14 protein-coding genes are annotated in these 14,171 nt (G+C 65.7%); 9 read left to right on the top strand and 5 right to left on the bottom strand.

Going from position 1 to position 14,171, the window contains the following annotated elements; all coding sequences use genetic code 11:
• The first annotated feature begins 149 nt into the window (after window positions 1–149).
• Both QNO03_RS11590 and QNO03_RS11585 read left to right on the top strand, forming a co-directional pair.
• The gene (locus QNO03_RS11590; protein WP_229945801.1) at window positions 150–650 is read left to right on the top strand and encodes a DUF4383 domain-containing protein; all 501 of its coding nucleotides are present in this window, start codon (window positions 150–152) and stop codon (window positions 648–650) included.
• A gap of 82 nt (window positions 651–732) precedes the next feature.
• The gene (locus QNO03_RS11585) at window positions 733–960 is read left to right on the top strand and encodes a DUF2630 family protein (RefSeq protein WP_229945799.1); all 228 of its coding nucleotides are present in this window, start codon (window positions 733–735) and stop codon (window positions 958–960) included.
• A gap of 3 nt (window positions 961–963) precedes the next feature.
• Here the strand turns inward: QNO03_RS11585 and QNO03_RS11580 are convergent, their stop codons facing one another.
• The 3 genes from QNO03_RS11580 to QNO03_RS11570 are packed head-to-tail and all read right to left on the bottom strand — an operon-like array spanning window position 964 to window position 3,128.
• A complete protein-coding gene (locus QNO03_RS11580; RefSeq protein WP_289603407.1) occupies window positions 964–1,266 on the bottom strand; it encodes a hypothetical protein in 303 nt (100 codons plus the stop codon).
• 5 nt (window positions 1,267–1,271) lie between these two features.
• Window positions 1,272–2,177, bottom strand: a complete 906-nt coding sequence (gene ku, locus QNO03_RS11575; RefSeq protein ID WP_289603406.1) for a non-homologous end joining protein Ku — start codon at window positions 2,175–2,177, stop codon at window positions 1,272–1,274.
• Between the two features lie 15 nt (window positions 2,178–2,192).
• Complete coding sequence (locus tag QNO03_RS11570; protein WP_289603405.1) at window positions 2,193–3,128, bottom strand: hypothetical protein; 936 nt, start codon at window positions 3,126–3,128, stop codon at window positions 2,193–2,195.
• Between the two features lie 173 nt (window positions 3,129–3,301).
• On the opposite strand from QNO03_RS11570, the gene soxR reads away from it, so the two are divergent.
• The 4 genes from soxR to QNO03_RS11550 all read left to right on the top strand — a co-directional run bounded on the left by soxR (window position 3,302) and on the right by QNO03_RS11550 (window position 5,353).
• Window positions 3,302–3,760, top strand: a complete 459-nt coding sequence (soxR, locus tag QNO03_RS11565; protein WP_229945790.1) for a redox-sensitive transcriptional activator SoxR — start codon at window positions 3,302–3,304, stop codon at window positions 3,758–3,760.
• An 80-nt stretch (window positions 3,761–3,840) separates the two neighbouring features.
• Window positions 3,841–4,392, top strand: a complete 552-nt coding sequence (locus QNO03_RS11560) for a flavin reductase family protein (RefSeq protein WP_289603404.1) — start codon at window positions 3,841–3,843, stop codon at window positions 4,390–4,392.
• 65 nt (window positions 4,393–4,457) lie between these two features.
• Window positions 4,458–4,676 (top strand): PLDc N-terminal domain-containing protein, encoded by a 219-nt coding sequence (locus QNO03_RS11555; RefSeq protein WP_229945788.1) that lies wholly within the window; start codon window positions 4,458–4,460, stop codon window positions 4,674–4,676.
• A 2-nt stretch (window positions 4,677–4,678) separates the two neighbouring features.
• A complete protein-coding gene (locus QNO03_RS11550) occupies window positions 4,679–5,353 on the top strand; it encodes a pentapeptide repeat-containing protein (protein ID WP_502874581.1) in 675 nt (224 codons plus the stop codon).
• Here QNO03_RS11550 and QNO03_RS11545 read toward each other — a convergent pair.
• Together QNO03_RS11545 and QNO03_RS11540 are read right to left on the bottom strand one after the other, a co-directional pair.
• The gene (locus QNO03_RS11545; RefSeq protein WP_289603402.1) at window positions 5,350–6,576 is read right to left on the bottom strand and encodes a L,D-transpeptidase; all 1,227 of its coding nucleotides are present in this window, start codon (window positions 6,574–6,576) and stop codon (window positions 5,350–5,352) included. The genes QNO03_RS11550 and QNO03_RS11545 overlap by 4 nt on opposite strands.
• Before the next feature lie 146 nt (window positions 6,577–6,722).
• Window positions 6,723–8,222, bottom strand: a complete 1,500-nt coding sequence (locus tag QNO03_RS11540; RefSeq protein ID WP_289603401.1) for an SDR family oxidoreductase — start codon at window positions 8,220–8,222, stop codon at window positions 6,723–6,725.
• Window positions 8,223–8,382: 160 nt separating this feature from the next.
• Between QNO03_RS11540 and QNO03_RS11535 the strand changes: the two genes are divergently transcribed.
• From QNO03_RS11535 to QNO03_RS11525, 3 genes are all read left to right on the top strand, one after another.
• Window positions 8,383–11,028: an ATP-dependent DNA ligase gene (locus QNO03_RS11535; protein ID WP_289603400.1), complete on the top strand. Its 2,646-nt coding sequence runs from the start codon at window positions 8,383–8,385 to the stop codon at window positions 11,026–11,028.
• Between the two features lie 36 nt (window positions 11,029–11,064).
• Complete coding sequence (locus QNO03_RS11530; RefSeq protein ID WP_289603399.1) at window positions 11,065–13,545, top strand: phosphoketolase family protein; 2,481 nt, start codon at window positions 11,065–11,067, stop codon at window positions 13,543–13,545.
• A 102-nt stretch (window positions 13,546–13,647) separates the two neighbouring features.
• The gene (locus tag QNO03_RS11525) at window positions 13,648–14,115 is read left to right on the top strand and encodes an SRPBCC family protein (protein WP_229945779.1); all 468 of its coding nucleotides are present in this window, start codon (window positions 13,648–13,650) and stop codon (window positions 14,113–14,115) included.
• The last annotated feature ends 56 nt before the right edge of the window (window positions 14,116–14,171 follow it).

The raw sequence follows: 14,171 nt of genomic DNA, 5'->3' as shown, positions 1-14,171 counted from the left end.
CTTCCCGCCAAGCTGACGAAGTGATGTGGGAGCCGCCTCGCTGAAAGTCAGTATGCTTCCCACCCTGCCCCAATTGTGCAACAGTTTAAAGTCCTGATCACCGATCCTCCCGGCCCGGTCTTCCGGTGCTGCGGAGCAGAGGAGTTGTCATGGCAAGCCCCAGTTACAGTTCCGGCGGCCTCACCGCACACCGGACCAGCGCACAAAAAGCGGCAATGGCCTTCGGGATTATTTTCCTGCTCATCGGCGTCCTGGGGTTCATTCCCGGGATTACCGCTAGCTACAGCCAGCTTTATTTCGCGGGTTACGCCTCGGAAGCTGCGCTTCTAGGCATTTTCCAGGTCTCGGTACTCCACAATGTGGTCCACATGCTGCTGGGATTTGCCGGGCTTGCCCTGGCGCGGAGGCATTCCACAGCCAAGCTCTATTTGCTGGGAGGCGGCATTCTTTACGCCGTGCTCTTCATCTACGGGCTGCTTATCCCGCTGGATTCAGACGCCAACTTTGTCCCGTTCAATACGGCGGATAACTGGCTCCACGCGGTTCTGGCGGTTGCCATGATCCTGCTCGGTATTTTCCTTGGCCGGCAGAGCGAATCGAGCTCCTACCGCAGCAACCCCAATCCCGGGGAAGGTTCGGTTCCCAATTAGGTTCCCGCCCGGAGCTGACCCTGCCGCATCCAGTGCGGATCCGGCGCTGGAATCCACTGTCCGCCCCGGTTAGCGTAGGAGCATGGATGCACAGGAAATTCAGCACCGGATCTCCGAACTCGTCGCCCAGGAGCAGAAGCTTCGTGAGGCTGACCCGGAACACCACGCGGCCGAACTGCGCCGGGTGGAAGAGCAGCTCGACCAGTACTGGGATCTGCTCCGCCAACGCCGTGCCAAGGCCGAGGCAGGGCAGGATCCGGACGAGGCGCAGGAACGGCCCGTTGGTGAAGTTGAGGGATACCGCCAGTAAGGACTAGGCCTTCGGTGCGGATGCGGCGCCGGAGGCTTTCGCCGTGCCGCCGCCGCCGGTGACCTGCCGCAGCAGAGTGGCTGCCCCAATGCTGCGCCGGAAGGGGCTTTCGCCGCGGAAGGTTTCCCCCAGGGCCCAGATCACCAGGCAGCCCTTGCTGAGGGTCTTCAAGAGTCCAGCGTTGCGGGGCGTCAGCGCCATCATGGACGCAGCACCGAACGCCGCCCAGCCGATAAGCGGTCCGTTGGGCACCTTCACAACGGTCTGCCGTCCGAAGGGGTCCGTGAAGAAATTGCGAGAGGCCATGATGTTCAGGCGCCTTTCCGGGTTTTAGCTGGACTCTTTGAGGCCGCTGTCTTGGATTTGGCGGGAGCCTTCTTGGCGCCGTCGTCCTTGGTGCCGGCCGGCGGTTCGCCGGACCCGCTCTTCTTTCCACGGTTTTTCTCTACGCTGCGGCGCAGTGCCTCCATCAGGTCCAGCACCTTGCCGCCCTCATCCTCTTCGGATTCTCCGCCGAAGGTCTCCTCCGTGTCGAGCGAATCACCCTGTTCGAGCTTCGCGTCGATGAGGGTCTTGAGCTGCTCCTGGTAGTCGTCGGTGAACTCCGATGGATCGAAATCTCCGCTGAACGAGTCGACGAGGGCCGCGGACATCTCCAGCTCCTTCGCGGAGATCCGCACCTTTTCATCCAACGAGGGGAAACTGGCGTCCCGGACCTCGTCCTCCCACAACAGGGTCTGCAGGGTCAACACGTCGCCGCGCACCCGAAGGGCACCCAGCCGGCTCTTCTGCCGAAGGGAGAACTGCACAATCGCCGTCCGGTCGGTGTCCTCCAGGGTCCGCCGCAGCAGCACGTAGGACTTTGTCGACTTGGAATCCGGCTCCAGGTAGTACGTGCGGTCAAACAGGATGGGATCCACCTGCTCGCTGGGCACGAATTCCACGACGTCGATTTCCCGGCTTTTTTCCACGGGAAGGGAGGCCAGGTCCTCGTCGGTGAGGACGACGGTCTGCTCGCCGTCGTCGTAGGCCTTGGCAATGTCCTTGTATTCCACCACCTCGCCGCAGATTTCGCAGCGGCGCTGATAGCGGATACGCCCGCCGTCCTTGCCGTGCACCTGGTGAAGGCTGACATCGTGGTCCTCGGTGGCGGCGTAAACCTTGACCGGCACATTGACCAGCCCAAACGCAATTGCGCCTTTCCAGATCGCTCTCATGTCATCCAGTGAACACTAGATTCCGGTTCCGTTGCCAGAGCCGGGTTTGCCTGCACGTGCCTCCTGCAGATGTTGCCACAGCAGCCGGTACACCCGCGGATCGGAGAAATAGGCGGTGTGGGACTCGGGAAAGGGCTTGGCGGAGTCCACCTTGCGGTCGAACACGTTGACCTCCCGGCCGGCGAAAACCCGTTCGGCGCAGAACGAGAGCAGATCACGCTCGTCCCAGAAGTTCAGCCAGGGCAGGGCCGGTCCCGCACCGCCGCGGCCGGGCCCGAGGTAGGCCAGGGCATCCAGGAGGTAAAACCACGGAGCGGGGGACCCGAGGGTGACCAGCAGGTCCACCCGGAGGCCAGCGGCCTCGGGGGAACTGAGCAGGTCGACGGCTGCAACGGAGCCGAGGCTGTGCCCGAGGATCACCACCGGCGCATCCTGGTCCGTGCTGCGCAGGGCGTCCGCGATGCGGGCGCGGGCGGCGTCCCCCTGCCGAAGGTAGAAGGCGACCTTGGCGAAGAATCCGCTGCCGGCGTCAGTCAGCCGGATCCGGTGCCGGACACCGGCGTCAGTGAGTGCACCCAGAATCAAATCCTGCAGTGTCTCCCCCAGGAACGCGGTATCGGGCACCTCAGGCCCGGCGGAGGCAGGCACGGCCGGTCCCACCGGACCTGCAGCGCCCAGATCCATGGCGAAAAGGGCCAGGGCAAGGGAAGCGTCGGACACTCCGGGTGGATCTTCAGCCGAATACCGCGGAGGCAGTGCCGGCACAATATCGACGTCAAGGGGAGCGGCAGCGGCCCAGTCGACCGGAAGTACCCGGTAATCGGACAGCCCGCGCACCTGCTGCACCTGCTCCCGCACCAGGCCCGCAAGCTGCGGGTTGGGCCGGCCCGTGCCAGGGAGGAAAACCAGGGTTCCGGGTTTCTCCTGCGGGCCCAGGGGTGGGGGCTCCACGGCTGCCTCCTTCGCTGCTGCGCCGTTCCCGGATGGCCTGAGGCCTCCCCGCAGGCGCTGATAGGGACACCTTCACATGCCGCGCGCCGGGCCGCCAGTGGGGCGCATCCAGTCAGCCGCGCTGGCCGCCGGGCCACCGGGCGGATAATGGTGCAGTGGAGGAAAGGCGGGCCGTGGAAACCAATACACCCGATACCGGGCCTGCCCGGGCCGAATTGTCGGTGGGACAGGTGGCCGAACGCAGCGGGGTCAGCGTATCCGCGCTGCACTTCTACGAACGCCAGGGACTGCTCTCCAGCCGGCGGACGCAGGGAAACCAGCGCCGCTATGACCGTTCGGTGCTGCGCCGGGTGGCGGTCATCCGCGCCGCTCAGCAGGCCGGGATCCCGCTGGCCGTGATCAACCGAGCCTTTGCCGAACTTCCCCCGGACGGAGTGCCCGACCAGGCCGACTGGCAGCGTCTCTCGGCGGCCTGGCAGCAGGAGCTCGATACCCGCATCCGGCACCTGGAGGCGCTGCGCGACCGCCTGGGCGGCTGCATCGGCTGCGGCTGCCTTTCGCTGGCCCAATGCCGGTTCGTCAATCCCGAGGATTCCGGCTCGGGAACGGGTGCCCGGGCGTTCGACGTCTAACCACGGATTTGACCTCAACATTGGTTGAGGTTTTAGCGTTGAGGGATGCCCTTGATGGGTTGGCCCGTGAGAGGACACTAATGACGCGGAATACGGCTCTGTGCGAGCGGAATGTAACGGATGCATTCAAGGACGCCTTCCGGGCTCATCCGGCGGGTGTCGCCATCATTACGGCCGACGGCGGCAGCGGCCCGGTGGGCCTGACCGCGTCCTCGGTTTCCTCCGTGTCGGCAGAACCACCGATCCTGTCCTTTTCCCTGGCGTCGACGCACGGAACGGCGGGTGTGATTGCCGGTTCCCCTACCGTCGTCGTGCACCTGCTGGGCGCAGAAAACGCCGCACTTGCCGCCCTCTTCGCCCGCCAGGGCGCAGACCGGTTCGGCGCCACGCGGACCCGGACCCTGCCCGGCGGGGAGCCGGTCCTGGAAGACGCGCCGGTGGCGCTCCTGTGCCGGGTCGACGGCAGGGTTCCGGTGGGCAGCTCCATCCTGATTGCCGCCACCGTCCTGGAGATTATCCCCGGCAGTACCGGCCAGGACCCGCTGGTCTACCACAACCGGACCTATCACCGCCTGGGCAGGCACTCCGCGCTGGGCGAGTCGGGTCCCGTCGCAGGCGGAAGCGGGGAATAGCGGATAATCGGGTACGGACCCGTTCGGCGACCGCCAGCGGGAAGAACCCACCGGGAGGTACGGCGATGGCAAAGAAAAAACTCAAGGACCTGAGCAGCGGACAGAAAAAGGGCCTGGGAGTCCTGACCGGAGTCCAGTTCCTGCTGGCCGGGGCTGCGCTGCGGGATCTCCGCCGCCGTCCGAAGGACCTCATCCGCGGCAGCCGTGGATGGTGGATGGCCGCCTGCGGCATCAACTTCGCCGGACCCATTGCGTACTTCCTCTTCGGCCGCCGGTCAGCCTAGGCATGGTGCGGCCCCGGACCTCCGGTACTGCCGGAACCAAACCGCCCGTCCTTGACCCGGTCCGCCTGCAGGGCCTGACCCCGGGTGCAGACGTCCCGGTCGGCAGCCATCAGGAAGCAGTGGCCTACAACGGGGATTCCTTCGCGGGACTTGAGCTGCGCGGAGCGGTGTTTTCAGAGTGCAGCCTCACCGGGGTGTCCCTGGACAACGCCGATCTCACCGCTGCCCGGTTCCTGGAATCCACCCTGGAGAACCTCTATGCCCCGGTGCTGCGGGCTGCCAGGAGCACTTTCCGGGACGTGGAAATCTCCAATCCGCGGCTCGGCTCCGCGGAGCTGTACGGCGGCGCCTGGAACTCGGTCCGGGTGGACGGCGGCAAGCTGGATTTCCTGAACCTGCGCGGCTGCACGCTGACCAACGTGTTGTTCTCCAACTGCATCATCGGTGAACTGGACCTGGACGGCGCGCGGTTGAACCGGGTTGCCTTTCGGAACTGCCGGATCGACTCCCTGCTGCTGGGCAGCGGCGGCACGGCCGTGGATGCGGACCTGCGCGGGTCCGCATTCCGGAGTATCACCGGGCTGGCCGGCCTCAAGGGATTCACCGTGGACGAGGAGCAGCTTTTGCTGCTGGCTCCGCTGCTCGCCGACCAGCTGGGCCTTCGGGTGGAAGCCTAGGGCTGCTGCCCGGCGTACTGGTCCCAGGGGATGTTCCAGTCGCCGTAGCCGTCGTGGATGGGAACGGGACCGGCTTCGGTGTTCAGCACCTGCACCACGTCACCGGCGTCGAAGTTGTCGTAGAAGTACTTGGCACCCTCGGCGGACATCCCCACGCAGCCGTGCGAAACGTTGATCCGACCCAGGGCGCCCAGTGCGCCGTCGAGCGCCTGGTGGACAAAGACGCCGCTGTTGGTCAGGCGGCTGGCCCAGGAGGCGTCGAACGGTTCGTAGTAGTCCGGGTCTCCGGGCTTCAGCCCGATGGACTCGGCACGGAAGGGCAGCTTCTCATGCTGGCTGACCACCACCTGGTAGCCGGAGGGCGAAGGCCAAGTGGGTTCGCCGAGGGTCACCGGGAAGGTCCGGACCAGCTGCCCGTCCATAAACACCTGCATGGTCTTCGTGTAGTTGTCCACCACGGCCAGTCGGGTGTTGTGGGTGTTGAAGGTGCGGGTTTCGTTGAAGTTGCCGATCATGCCGTTGCCAAAGTCCACGCCGAACAACTGCATGTCCACCGTGACGGCACTGTTGGCGGCCCAGAAGGTTTCCGGCCGGTAGCGGACGTGCTGGTCGGTGAGCCAGAAGAAGGCGCCGGTCTGCCCCGAAGTGCTGGTGATCTTGATGGCCTGCTCGACTGCGTCCTTGTTGGTGACCGGTTCGCTGAAGGTGATGTCGATGGGCTGGCCGACGCCCACGCTGGCGGCGTTCTGCGGATACATAAACGCGTTGGCTTCATTGGCGGGCAGTACCGTTTCGAATCCCTGCCTGCGGGTGGTTTCCTTGCCGGCGGTGTCGGTGAGCACCACCTCCAAGCGGTACTTGGTGTTGAAGGCCAACGGGGCGCCTGCGGTCCAGACGGCTTTGTCTGCGGCCAGGATGCCCGGCACGGTGTCGCCACCGGACTGGGGCTTCAGGATGACCTGATTAATAACCGCGTTGGTGGCGGTTACGGAGGGAAGCACCGCTGGATTCACACCCACGGCGCCGTCACCCGGCGTCGTGGTGATGGACACCGGAGCAGCCTTCACCGAGGGTGACTCCGACGGACCGGAGGAAGCGGAGGAATCGGACCCGGACGAGCCGAGGATGCCGGTGGCGAAGGCGGCACCGATGCCGCCGCCCAGAACGAGCACCACGGCAATTGCCGCGGCTATCAGCCCTTTACGGCTCTTTGTGTCCTGCACAGCCAAGTCCCCTCAAAGTACAAGCCGGGCCGTCGTGGATGACGGAAACCGGCATGATCGCAGTTGGGCCGGCTGGTCCGGCGCAAGTGTCCTACCGATGATATTAGATCCTTGGGAACTCTCGGACGCCGTTACGGAATTGTCGCCTAACCCGCGGCTGCCGGTCCCGCAGGTGGTGCCAGGCGGGCTGCCTGCCGGGTGATGTTCTTCGCCATGGAGGGAAAGATCAGCCCGTGGAAAGGGGCAATCAGCCACCAGTACAGCTTCCCGCCGAGTCCCTTGGGGAAGTAAATGGCCCGTTGCCGGTAGAGGCTTCCGCCGTCGCCGTCCGGGTCCACCCGCATCTCCAGCCAGGCCTTGCCCGGCACCCGCATCTCGGCGCGCAGCCGCAGCAGGGTGCCGCGCTCCAGCAGTTCCACCCGCCACCAGTCCACCACGTCACCGGTGAACAGTGTGGTGGGATTGCGCCGGCCGCGCGTGAGGCCCGCTCCGCCCACGGTCTTGTCGAGCACCCCGCGGATCGCCCAGGCCATCGGCAGGGAATACCAGCCGTTCCGGCCGCCCACCCCCTCGATGACCTGCCAGACGGCCGCCGGGTCCACCGGTGCACGGCGCTGCCGGGCATCCACGTATACCGTCTGGCCGGCCCAGTCCGGGTCGCTGGGCAGGGGATCGGAGGCTAGATCGGACGACGCCGACGCGCTGGCCCAGGTGGTCTCGACCTCGCCGCGCTTCTCCTTGCCCAGCGCCCGGCTGACGGCACCGCGGTAGTCCGTCAGCCCGCCGTCGGGCAGCGGCACGTACCGGTCAATGTCATGTTCCTTCGCGACGGCGTCGTGCTGCAGGGACTCGACGAGCGGCAGTGCCATGGCACGCGGAATAGGAGTCACCAGGGACACCCAGTGTCCGGCCAGCCGCGGAGCGGGCAGCGGAAGGGCGTAGATGCGGCGCCGGGGCAGCCCGGCCTCTTCGGCGTAACCGTTCATGATCTCGGCGTAGGTGAGGACTTCGCGTGCTCCGATGTCGAAGGTGCGGTTCACCTCGCCGGGGATGTCCACGGCCCGCACCAGATAATGCAGCACATCCCGGACGGCAATCGGTTCGATCCGGCGCCGCACCCAGCTGGGGGCGGGCATCACGGGCAGTGTCTCGGTGAGGTGCCGGATCATCTCGAAGGACGCAGACCCGGACCCGATCACGACGCCGGCCTGGAACACCACCGCCGGCACCTCGCCTTCAAGGAGGATGCGTCCCACCTCGGTCCGGGATTTCATGTGGGGCGACAGCTCACCTTCGGGATGCAGACCGCCGAGATACACGATCCGTTTCACCCCCGCTTCCGCTGCGGCGTCGGCCACCAGGTGGGCAATCGCAGATTCCTGGTTGCTGAAACCCTTGCCGGATGCCATGGAGTGCACCAGGAAATACAGGGTGTCTATGCCGGTGAACGCCGACGCAGCGGAGTCCCGGTCCGAGAGGTCGCCCTGGACGATTTCGACGTCGGATGCCCAGGGCACGTCGGAGAGCTTTTCGGGGGAGCGGGCCAGGACCCGGACACGGTGGCCGTCCTCGAGCAGCAGCGGGACGAGCCGCCCGCCGATATAGCCGGTGGCACCCGTGACCAGGATCTGCTGGCGTTCTGTCATTTTCCCAACATACACACGCACCGGCACCGACGGTCAGGGCCGCGGAAGGTTCGGCGTCGAACGCCTGGAACTGCGGCGCCCGGCCAGGATACCCGGCCTATTCATAAGCCCCCTGATGAAATACTGGCGTTTGTCCGGTATCCCGGTAAGACTAGGGGGCATGGCGACAGGTGGAGGCAGCAAGCAGGAAACCGTCAGCGTGGAGGGCCACCGGCTCCGCTTGACCAACCTGGACAAGGTTCTTTATCCGGAAACGGGGACCACCAAGGCAGACGTGATTTCCTACTACGCTGCCGTGGCGGACTACATGCTGCCGCACTCGCGCAACCGTGCGGCCACGCGCAAGAGGTGGGTGCATGGAGTGGGCACGCCTGAGCACCCCGGCCAGGTGTTTTTCCAGAAGAATCTCGAGGACTCCGCACCGTCCTGGGTGAAGCGGTTCCCGATCGAACACAAGACCTCCACCAATATTTATCCGGTGGTGAATGACCTGGCCACGCTGACCTGGCTGGCTCAATCCGCCGCCCTGGAAATCCATGTGCCGCAGTGGCAGTTCGGGCCGCGCGGCAGGATCGGCAACGCTGACCGGATGGTCCTGGACCTCGACCCCGGCGACGGCGTGGGGCTGGCGGAGTGCGCCGAAGTGGCCCGCCTGGCCCGGTCCATTCTGCAGGACATGGGCCTGGACGCCCGGCCGGTGACCAGCGGCTCCAAGGGCATCCATCTCTACGCCGCGCTGGACGGCAGCCAAAGCTCCGACGACATCAACGCCGTGGCCCATGAGCTGGCCCGCGCCCTCGAAGCCGACCATCCGGACCTGGTGGTCAGCGACATGAAGAAAACTCTCCGCAAGGGCAAGGTGCTGGTGGACTGGAGCCAGAACAACGGCAACAAAACCACCATCTGCCCCTACTCCCTGCGGGGCCGGTTTACCCCAACGGTCGCGGCGCCGCGCACCTGGGCGGAACTCGAGGATCCGGACCTGGCGCAGCTGGATTACCAGGATGTGCTGGACCGGATCAAGGACGGCGACCCGCTGGCCGGCATGGAGAGCGGCGCCTTCGAGGAGGAGTCGCTGGAGGAGGCAACGGAGGAATCGGATGCGGCATCCGAAGAGGTCCGGTCTGCGGGCGGGGCCGACCGGCTAACCAAATACCGGAGCATGCGCGACGCCGCGAAGACACCGGAACCGGTTCCCGAGGAGCCTTCCACTCCCTCTGAAGGCAACAGCTTCGTCATCCAGGAACACCATGCCCGCCGGCTGCACTGGGATTTCCGGCTGGAGCACGACGGCGTGCTGGTGTCCTGGGCGTTGCCGAAAGGGCCGCCGTCGACCTCCGGAAAGAACAACCTGGCCGTGCAGACCGAAGATCATCCGCTGGATTACGGGAAGTTTGAGGGACATATTCCCAAGGGGGAATATGGCGGCGGCGACGTGACCATCTGGGACCACGGCACGTATGAACGCGAAAAGTGGCGTGACGGCAAGGAAGTTATTGCGGTGCTGCACGGCCAGCCCGACGGCGGCCTGGCCCGCGACGGCGCCGCCGACCGCCGCTTCGCGCTGATCCACACCGGCTCGGGCGGCGACAAGGCCAACAACAACTGGCTGATCCACCTCATGAAGAACCAGCCGAAGCCGGGCGAAAAAGGCAATGAGCCGGAGGACAACCCCACCCCGGCCGCCGGGACCTCGCCCGCGAAAGCGGAGACAGCGGAGACACCGGAGGGCAGTGTGGCCGCGGCGGCCCGGGCCCAGACGGCCACTGCCACAGCCGGAGCAAAAACCTCCCCGGTGGACACCACCGCCGCGGCCCGGGATGCGGACGCTGCGTCGGTGCCGGCGGTTGAGCCGATGCTGGCAACACTCGGCACCCGGGCGGAAATCAACGACGACGACGAGTGGGCTTTCGAGATGAAGTGGGACGGCGTGCGCGCCGTCGTTACGGTCACTCCCGAGGGAACCCGGCTGCTCTCGCGCAACGGGAACGACATGACCGCCGCCTATCCGGAACTGCAGGACCTCAGCGCGCACCTCAACGGGGAGCGGGCCGTACTGGACGCCGAAATCGTCGCCATCAACAAGGCGGGCCGGCCGGACTTCGGGTTGCTGCAGCCCCGCATGCACCTGACCAAACCCAGGGAAATCACGGCTGCGGCCGAACGTACGCCGGTGCACCTGATGGTTTTCGACCTGCTGTGGCTGGACGGAAACTCCCTGGCAGACCTCAGCTATGTCCAGCGCCGGGAAATCCTGGAATCAGCGGTGGAAGCCACGCCGGACGGGCATGTCCAGGTGCCGCCGGTCCTGGACATGTCCATGGACGAGGCGGTGGCTTCCAGCAAGGAACTTGGGCTGGAAGGGGTGATGGCCAAACGCCGCACCAGCACCTATTCCCCGGGCCGGCGCTCCAAGAACTGGTTGAAGCTGAAGAACCAGCTCACGCAGGAAGTGGTTGTGGTGGGCTGGCGGCCGGGGCAGGGAAACCGGCAGAACAAGGTCGGCTCCCTCCTGGTCGCCATTCCAGAGGGTGTGGACCTGAAATACATCGGACGCGTGGGGTCCGGCCTGAGCGAGAAGGACCTCGCCCTGATCGGTCCGCGCCTGAAGAAAATGTCCCGCAAGACCGCGCCGCTGGACGATGTGCCGGCAGCGGATGCCTCCGACGCCCAGTGGGTACGCCCTGCACTGGTGGGCGAAGTAACCTTCTCCGAACGCACCGGCACCGGAAAACTGCGCCATCCCGTCTGGCGCGGCCTGCGCCCGGACAAGAAACCGTCCGACGTCGTGGTTGAGGGCGCCTAGCAACCAACAGCGACACCGGCTGGAAAGGATCCCGAGATGACTGACACCAGCGCCACCACGCCGAACCGCATTCCCGGTACCGAGCCGCACCCCGACAGTGCCCTGGACGGGGTGGATGCCTGGTGGCGGGCCGCGAACTACCTGTCCGCCGGGCAGATCTACCTCCGGGACAATCCGCTGCTGCGCCGCCCACTGGAGAAAGCCGACGTCAAGGCCCGGCTGCTGGGCCACTGGGGCACCACTCCCGGCCTGAACTTCATTTACGCCCACCTGAACCGGCTGATCCGTGAGCAGAAACGGAACGTCCTGTTTATTACCGGCCCCGGGCACGGCGGTCCCGCCAATGTGGCGAATGCCTGGCTGGAAGGCACCTACTCGGAGATCTACAGCCATGTGGGCCGGGACGAGGAAGGGCTGCGCACCCTGTTCCGGCAGTTCTCCTACCCCGGCGGCATTCCCAGCCACGCGGCACCGGAAACGCCCGGCTCCATCCACGAGGGCGGGGAACTGGGCTACTCCCTGGCCCACGCGTACGGTGCGGTCTTCGATAACCCGGACCTGGTGGCGGCCACGGTGATTGGCGACGGCGAGGCCGAAACGGGTCCGCTGGCCGCCAGCTGGCATTCCAACAGCTTCCTTGACCCGGCGGTGGACGGGGCGGTGCTGCCAATCCTGCACCTGAACGGCTACAAGATCGCCAACCCCACCATCCTGTCCCGGATGCCCGAAGAACAGCTGCTGAAACTGCTCGAAGGCTACGGCTACCGGCCCTATGTAGTGACCGTGGAGGACCCCCATGCCGTCCGGCAGGCCCACGAGGACTTTGCCGCCGTGCTGGAGACCTGCCTGGCGGAAATCACCGCCATCCAGGAGCCGTACCGCACCGGAGAAAAAACGGCGGCACCGCCGGATGTCCCCGGTGCCGGTGCAATGGAGCAGCACGCGCCGCGCTGGCCGATGATTGTGTTCCGCTCACCCAAGGGGTGGACCGGTCCCGCCGTCGTCGACGGACTGCAGGTCGAGGGCACCTGGCGGGCGCATCAGGTACCGCTGTCCGAGATCCACGACAACCCCGGCCATCTGGCCCAGCTGCAGGAGTGGCTGCAGTCCTACCGTCCCGGGGAACTGTTCGACGCCGAGGGCCGGCTCGTAGAAGGAATCGCCGCGTTGGCCCCGGAGGGAGACCTGCGGATGAGTGCGACGCCGTATGCCAACGGTGGGCGCCTGCTGCAGGACCTGCACCTGCCGGAGTACGCAGACCATGCGGTGAAAATCGACCATCCCGGCTCGGAGCGGGTCAGCCCGATGTTTAACCTGGGCGGTTACCTGCGCGAAGTGATCCGGAAAAACCCGTCCAACTTCCGGATCTTCGGCCCGGACGAGACCGCTTCCAACCGGCTGCAGGCCGTGTACGACGTCACCGACAAGGCCTGGCAGCAGCGCATCGACGAACTGGACGAGCATCTGGCCCGCAGCGGCCGAGTGGCCGAGGTGCTCAGCGAACACCTGTGCGAGGGCTGGCTGGAGGGCTACCTGCTGACCGGGCGGCACGGCGTGTTCAACTGCTACGAAGCCTTCGTGCACATTGTGGATTCCATGTTCAACCAGCACGCCAAGTGGCTGAAGGTCAGCCGCAGCTTGAGCTGGCGCCAGCCGGTCGCCTCGCTGAACTACCTGCTTTCCAGCCACGTCTGGCAGCAGGACCACAACGGGTTCTCACACCAGGACCCCGGCTTCATTGACCACGTGGTGAATAAGAAGGCGGACGTTATCCGGGTCTACCTGCCGCCGGACGCCAACACCCTGCTGGCCGTGGCCGGGAACATCCTGGACAGCCGGGACCGGGTCAACGTGGTGGTTTCCGGCAAGCAGCCGGCCCCGGTCTGGCTGGATCCGGAGCAGGCGCTGCTGCACGTGGAGCGCGGCATCGGGATCTGGGACTTCGCCGGCAGCGAAGGTTCCGGCCCCGGCACCCGGACGGACCCCGACGTCGTGATGGCCTGTGCCGGCGACGTGCCCACCCTGGAAACCGTGGCTGCCGCGGCACTGCTGAAGGAACAGCTGCCGGACCTGAGGATCCGGGTGATCAATGTGGTGGACCTGATGGTCCTGCAGGATCCGCGCGAGCACCCGAACGGGCTGTCCGACAGGGATTTCGACACCCTGTTTACACAGGACCGCCCGGTGATTTTCGCGTATCACGGCTATCCCTGGCTGATCCACCGCCTGACCTACCGGCGTACCAACCACGACAACCTGCACGTGCGCGGCTACAAGGAGGAAGGCACCACCACCACGCCGTTCGACATGGCCATGCTGAACCAGATCGACCGGTTCCAATTGGCCATCGATGTGCTGGACCGGGTAGCGTCGTTGGGATCGACGCAGGCGTCCTTCCGGCAGCATCTGCAGGACGAACGGGCACGTGCCCGGCAGTACACCCGCGACGAAGGGCAGGATCCGCCGTACATCACCGGCTGGAACCTGCAGGAAGCAGAGCAGGACACGCCCGGCTAGGTTTTGCGGCCAGCCAGGCGCGGTACGCATACGCTTCGGCGCCGCCCGTGAGGGAATGGGTGCCGTGGAAAAAGTACGATCCATCCATCGAAGGAGAGTTCATTGACCACTGATCAGACGAGCCTTGTAGTTTCCCGGGTCATCGACGCCTCGGCAGCCGACATCTTCAACCTGTTGTCCAACCCCGAGCGCCACCACGAGCTGGACGGCTCCGGCATGGTGGTCTCGGACGAGAAGACCGACCGCATTACGGCTTCCGGCCAGGTCTTCAAAATGAACATGCACAACGAAAAAATGGGCGACTACCAGACGGAAAACCACGTCACGGGGTACGACCACAACAAGCTGCTGGCCTGGCAGACCGCCCCGGCCGGCACCGAGCCCAAGGGCTGGCAGTGGGTCTGGGAACTGCAGGCCGAGGGCGCCGACTCCACCGAGGTCACCCTGACCTACGACTGGTCCCACGTCACCGATAAGGAAACCCTGAAGAAGGTTTCCTTCCCGATGGTGTCCAAGGATGACCTCGAGGATTCGCTGAACAAGCTCGCCGCAGCGGTTTCGGGCGTTTAAGGGCTTTTTAGAACGTACGACGGCGGCCGGTGCCTTCCTTCGGGGAGGCGCCGGCC

The organism is Arthrobacter sp. zg-Y877, from assembly GCF_030373105.1.
Classification (GTDB): domain Bacteria; phylum Actinomycetota; class Actinomycetes; order Actinomycetales; family Micrococcaceae; genus Arthrobacter_B.
The sequence above is the reverse complement of the archived record's forward strand: the minus strand, read 5'-3'. Positions and strand labels throughout refer to the sequence as shown.

What these genes read in the sequence shown, in the direction of transcription:
- QNO03_RS11535 (WP_289603400.1), top strand. Translation starts at nt 8,383, where the DNA reads ATGGCGACAGGTGGAGGCAGCAAGCAGGAAACCGTCAGCGTGGAGGGC.
- QNO03_RS11590 (WP_229945801.1), top strand. Translation starts at nt 150, where the DNA reads ATGGCAAGCCCCAGTTACAGTTCCGGCGGCCTCACCGCACACCGGACC.
- QNO03_RS11585 (WP_229945799.1), top strand. Translation starts at nt 733, where the DNA reads ATGGATGCACAGGAAATTCAGCACCGGATCTCCGAACTCGTCGCCCAG.
- QNO03_RS11580 (WP_289603407.1), bottom strand. Translation starts at nt 1,266, where the DNA reads ATGGCCTCTCGCAATTTCTTCACGGACCCCTTCGGACGGCAGACCGTT.
- QNO03_RS11540 (WP_289603401.1), bottom strand. Translation starts at nt 8,222, where the DNA reads ATGACAGAACGCCAGCAGATCCTGGTCACGGGTGCCACCGGCTATATC.
- QNO03_RS11560 (WP_289603404.1), top strand. Translation starts at nt 3,841, where the DNA reads ATGACGCGGAATACGGCTCTGTGCGAGCGGAATGTAACGGATGCATTC.
- QNO03_RS11530 (WP_289603399.1), top strand. Translation starts at nt 11,065, where the DNA reads ATGACTGACACCAGCGCCACCACGCCGAACCGCATTCCCGGTACCGAG.
- QNO03_RS11555 (WP_229945788.1), top strand. Translation starts at nt 4,458, where the DNA reads ATGGCAAAGAAAAAACTCAAGGACCTGAGCAGCGGACAGAAAAAGGGC.
- ku (WP_289603406.1), bottom strand. Translation starts at nt 2,177, where the DNA reads ATGAGAGCGATCTGGAAAGGCGCAATTGCGTTTGGGCTGGTCAATGTG.
- QNO03_RS11550 (WP_502874581.1), top strand. Translation starts at nt 4,679, where the DNA reads ATGGTGCGGCCCCGGACCTCCGGTACTGCCGGAACCAAACCGCCCGTC.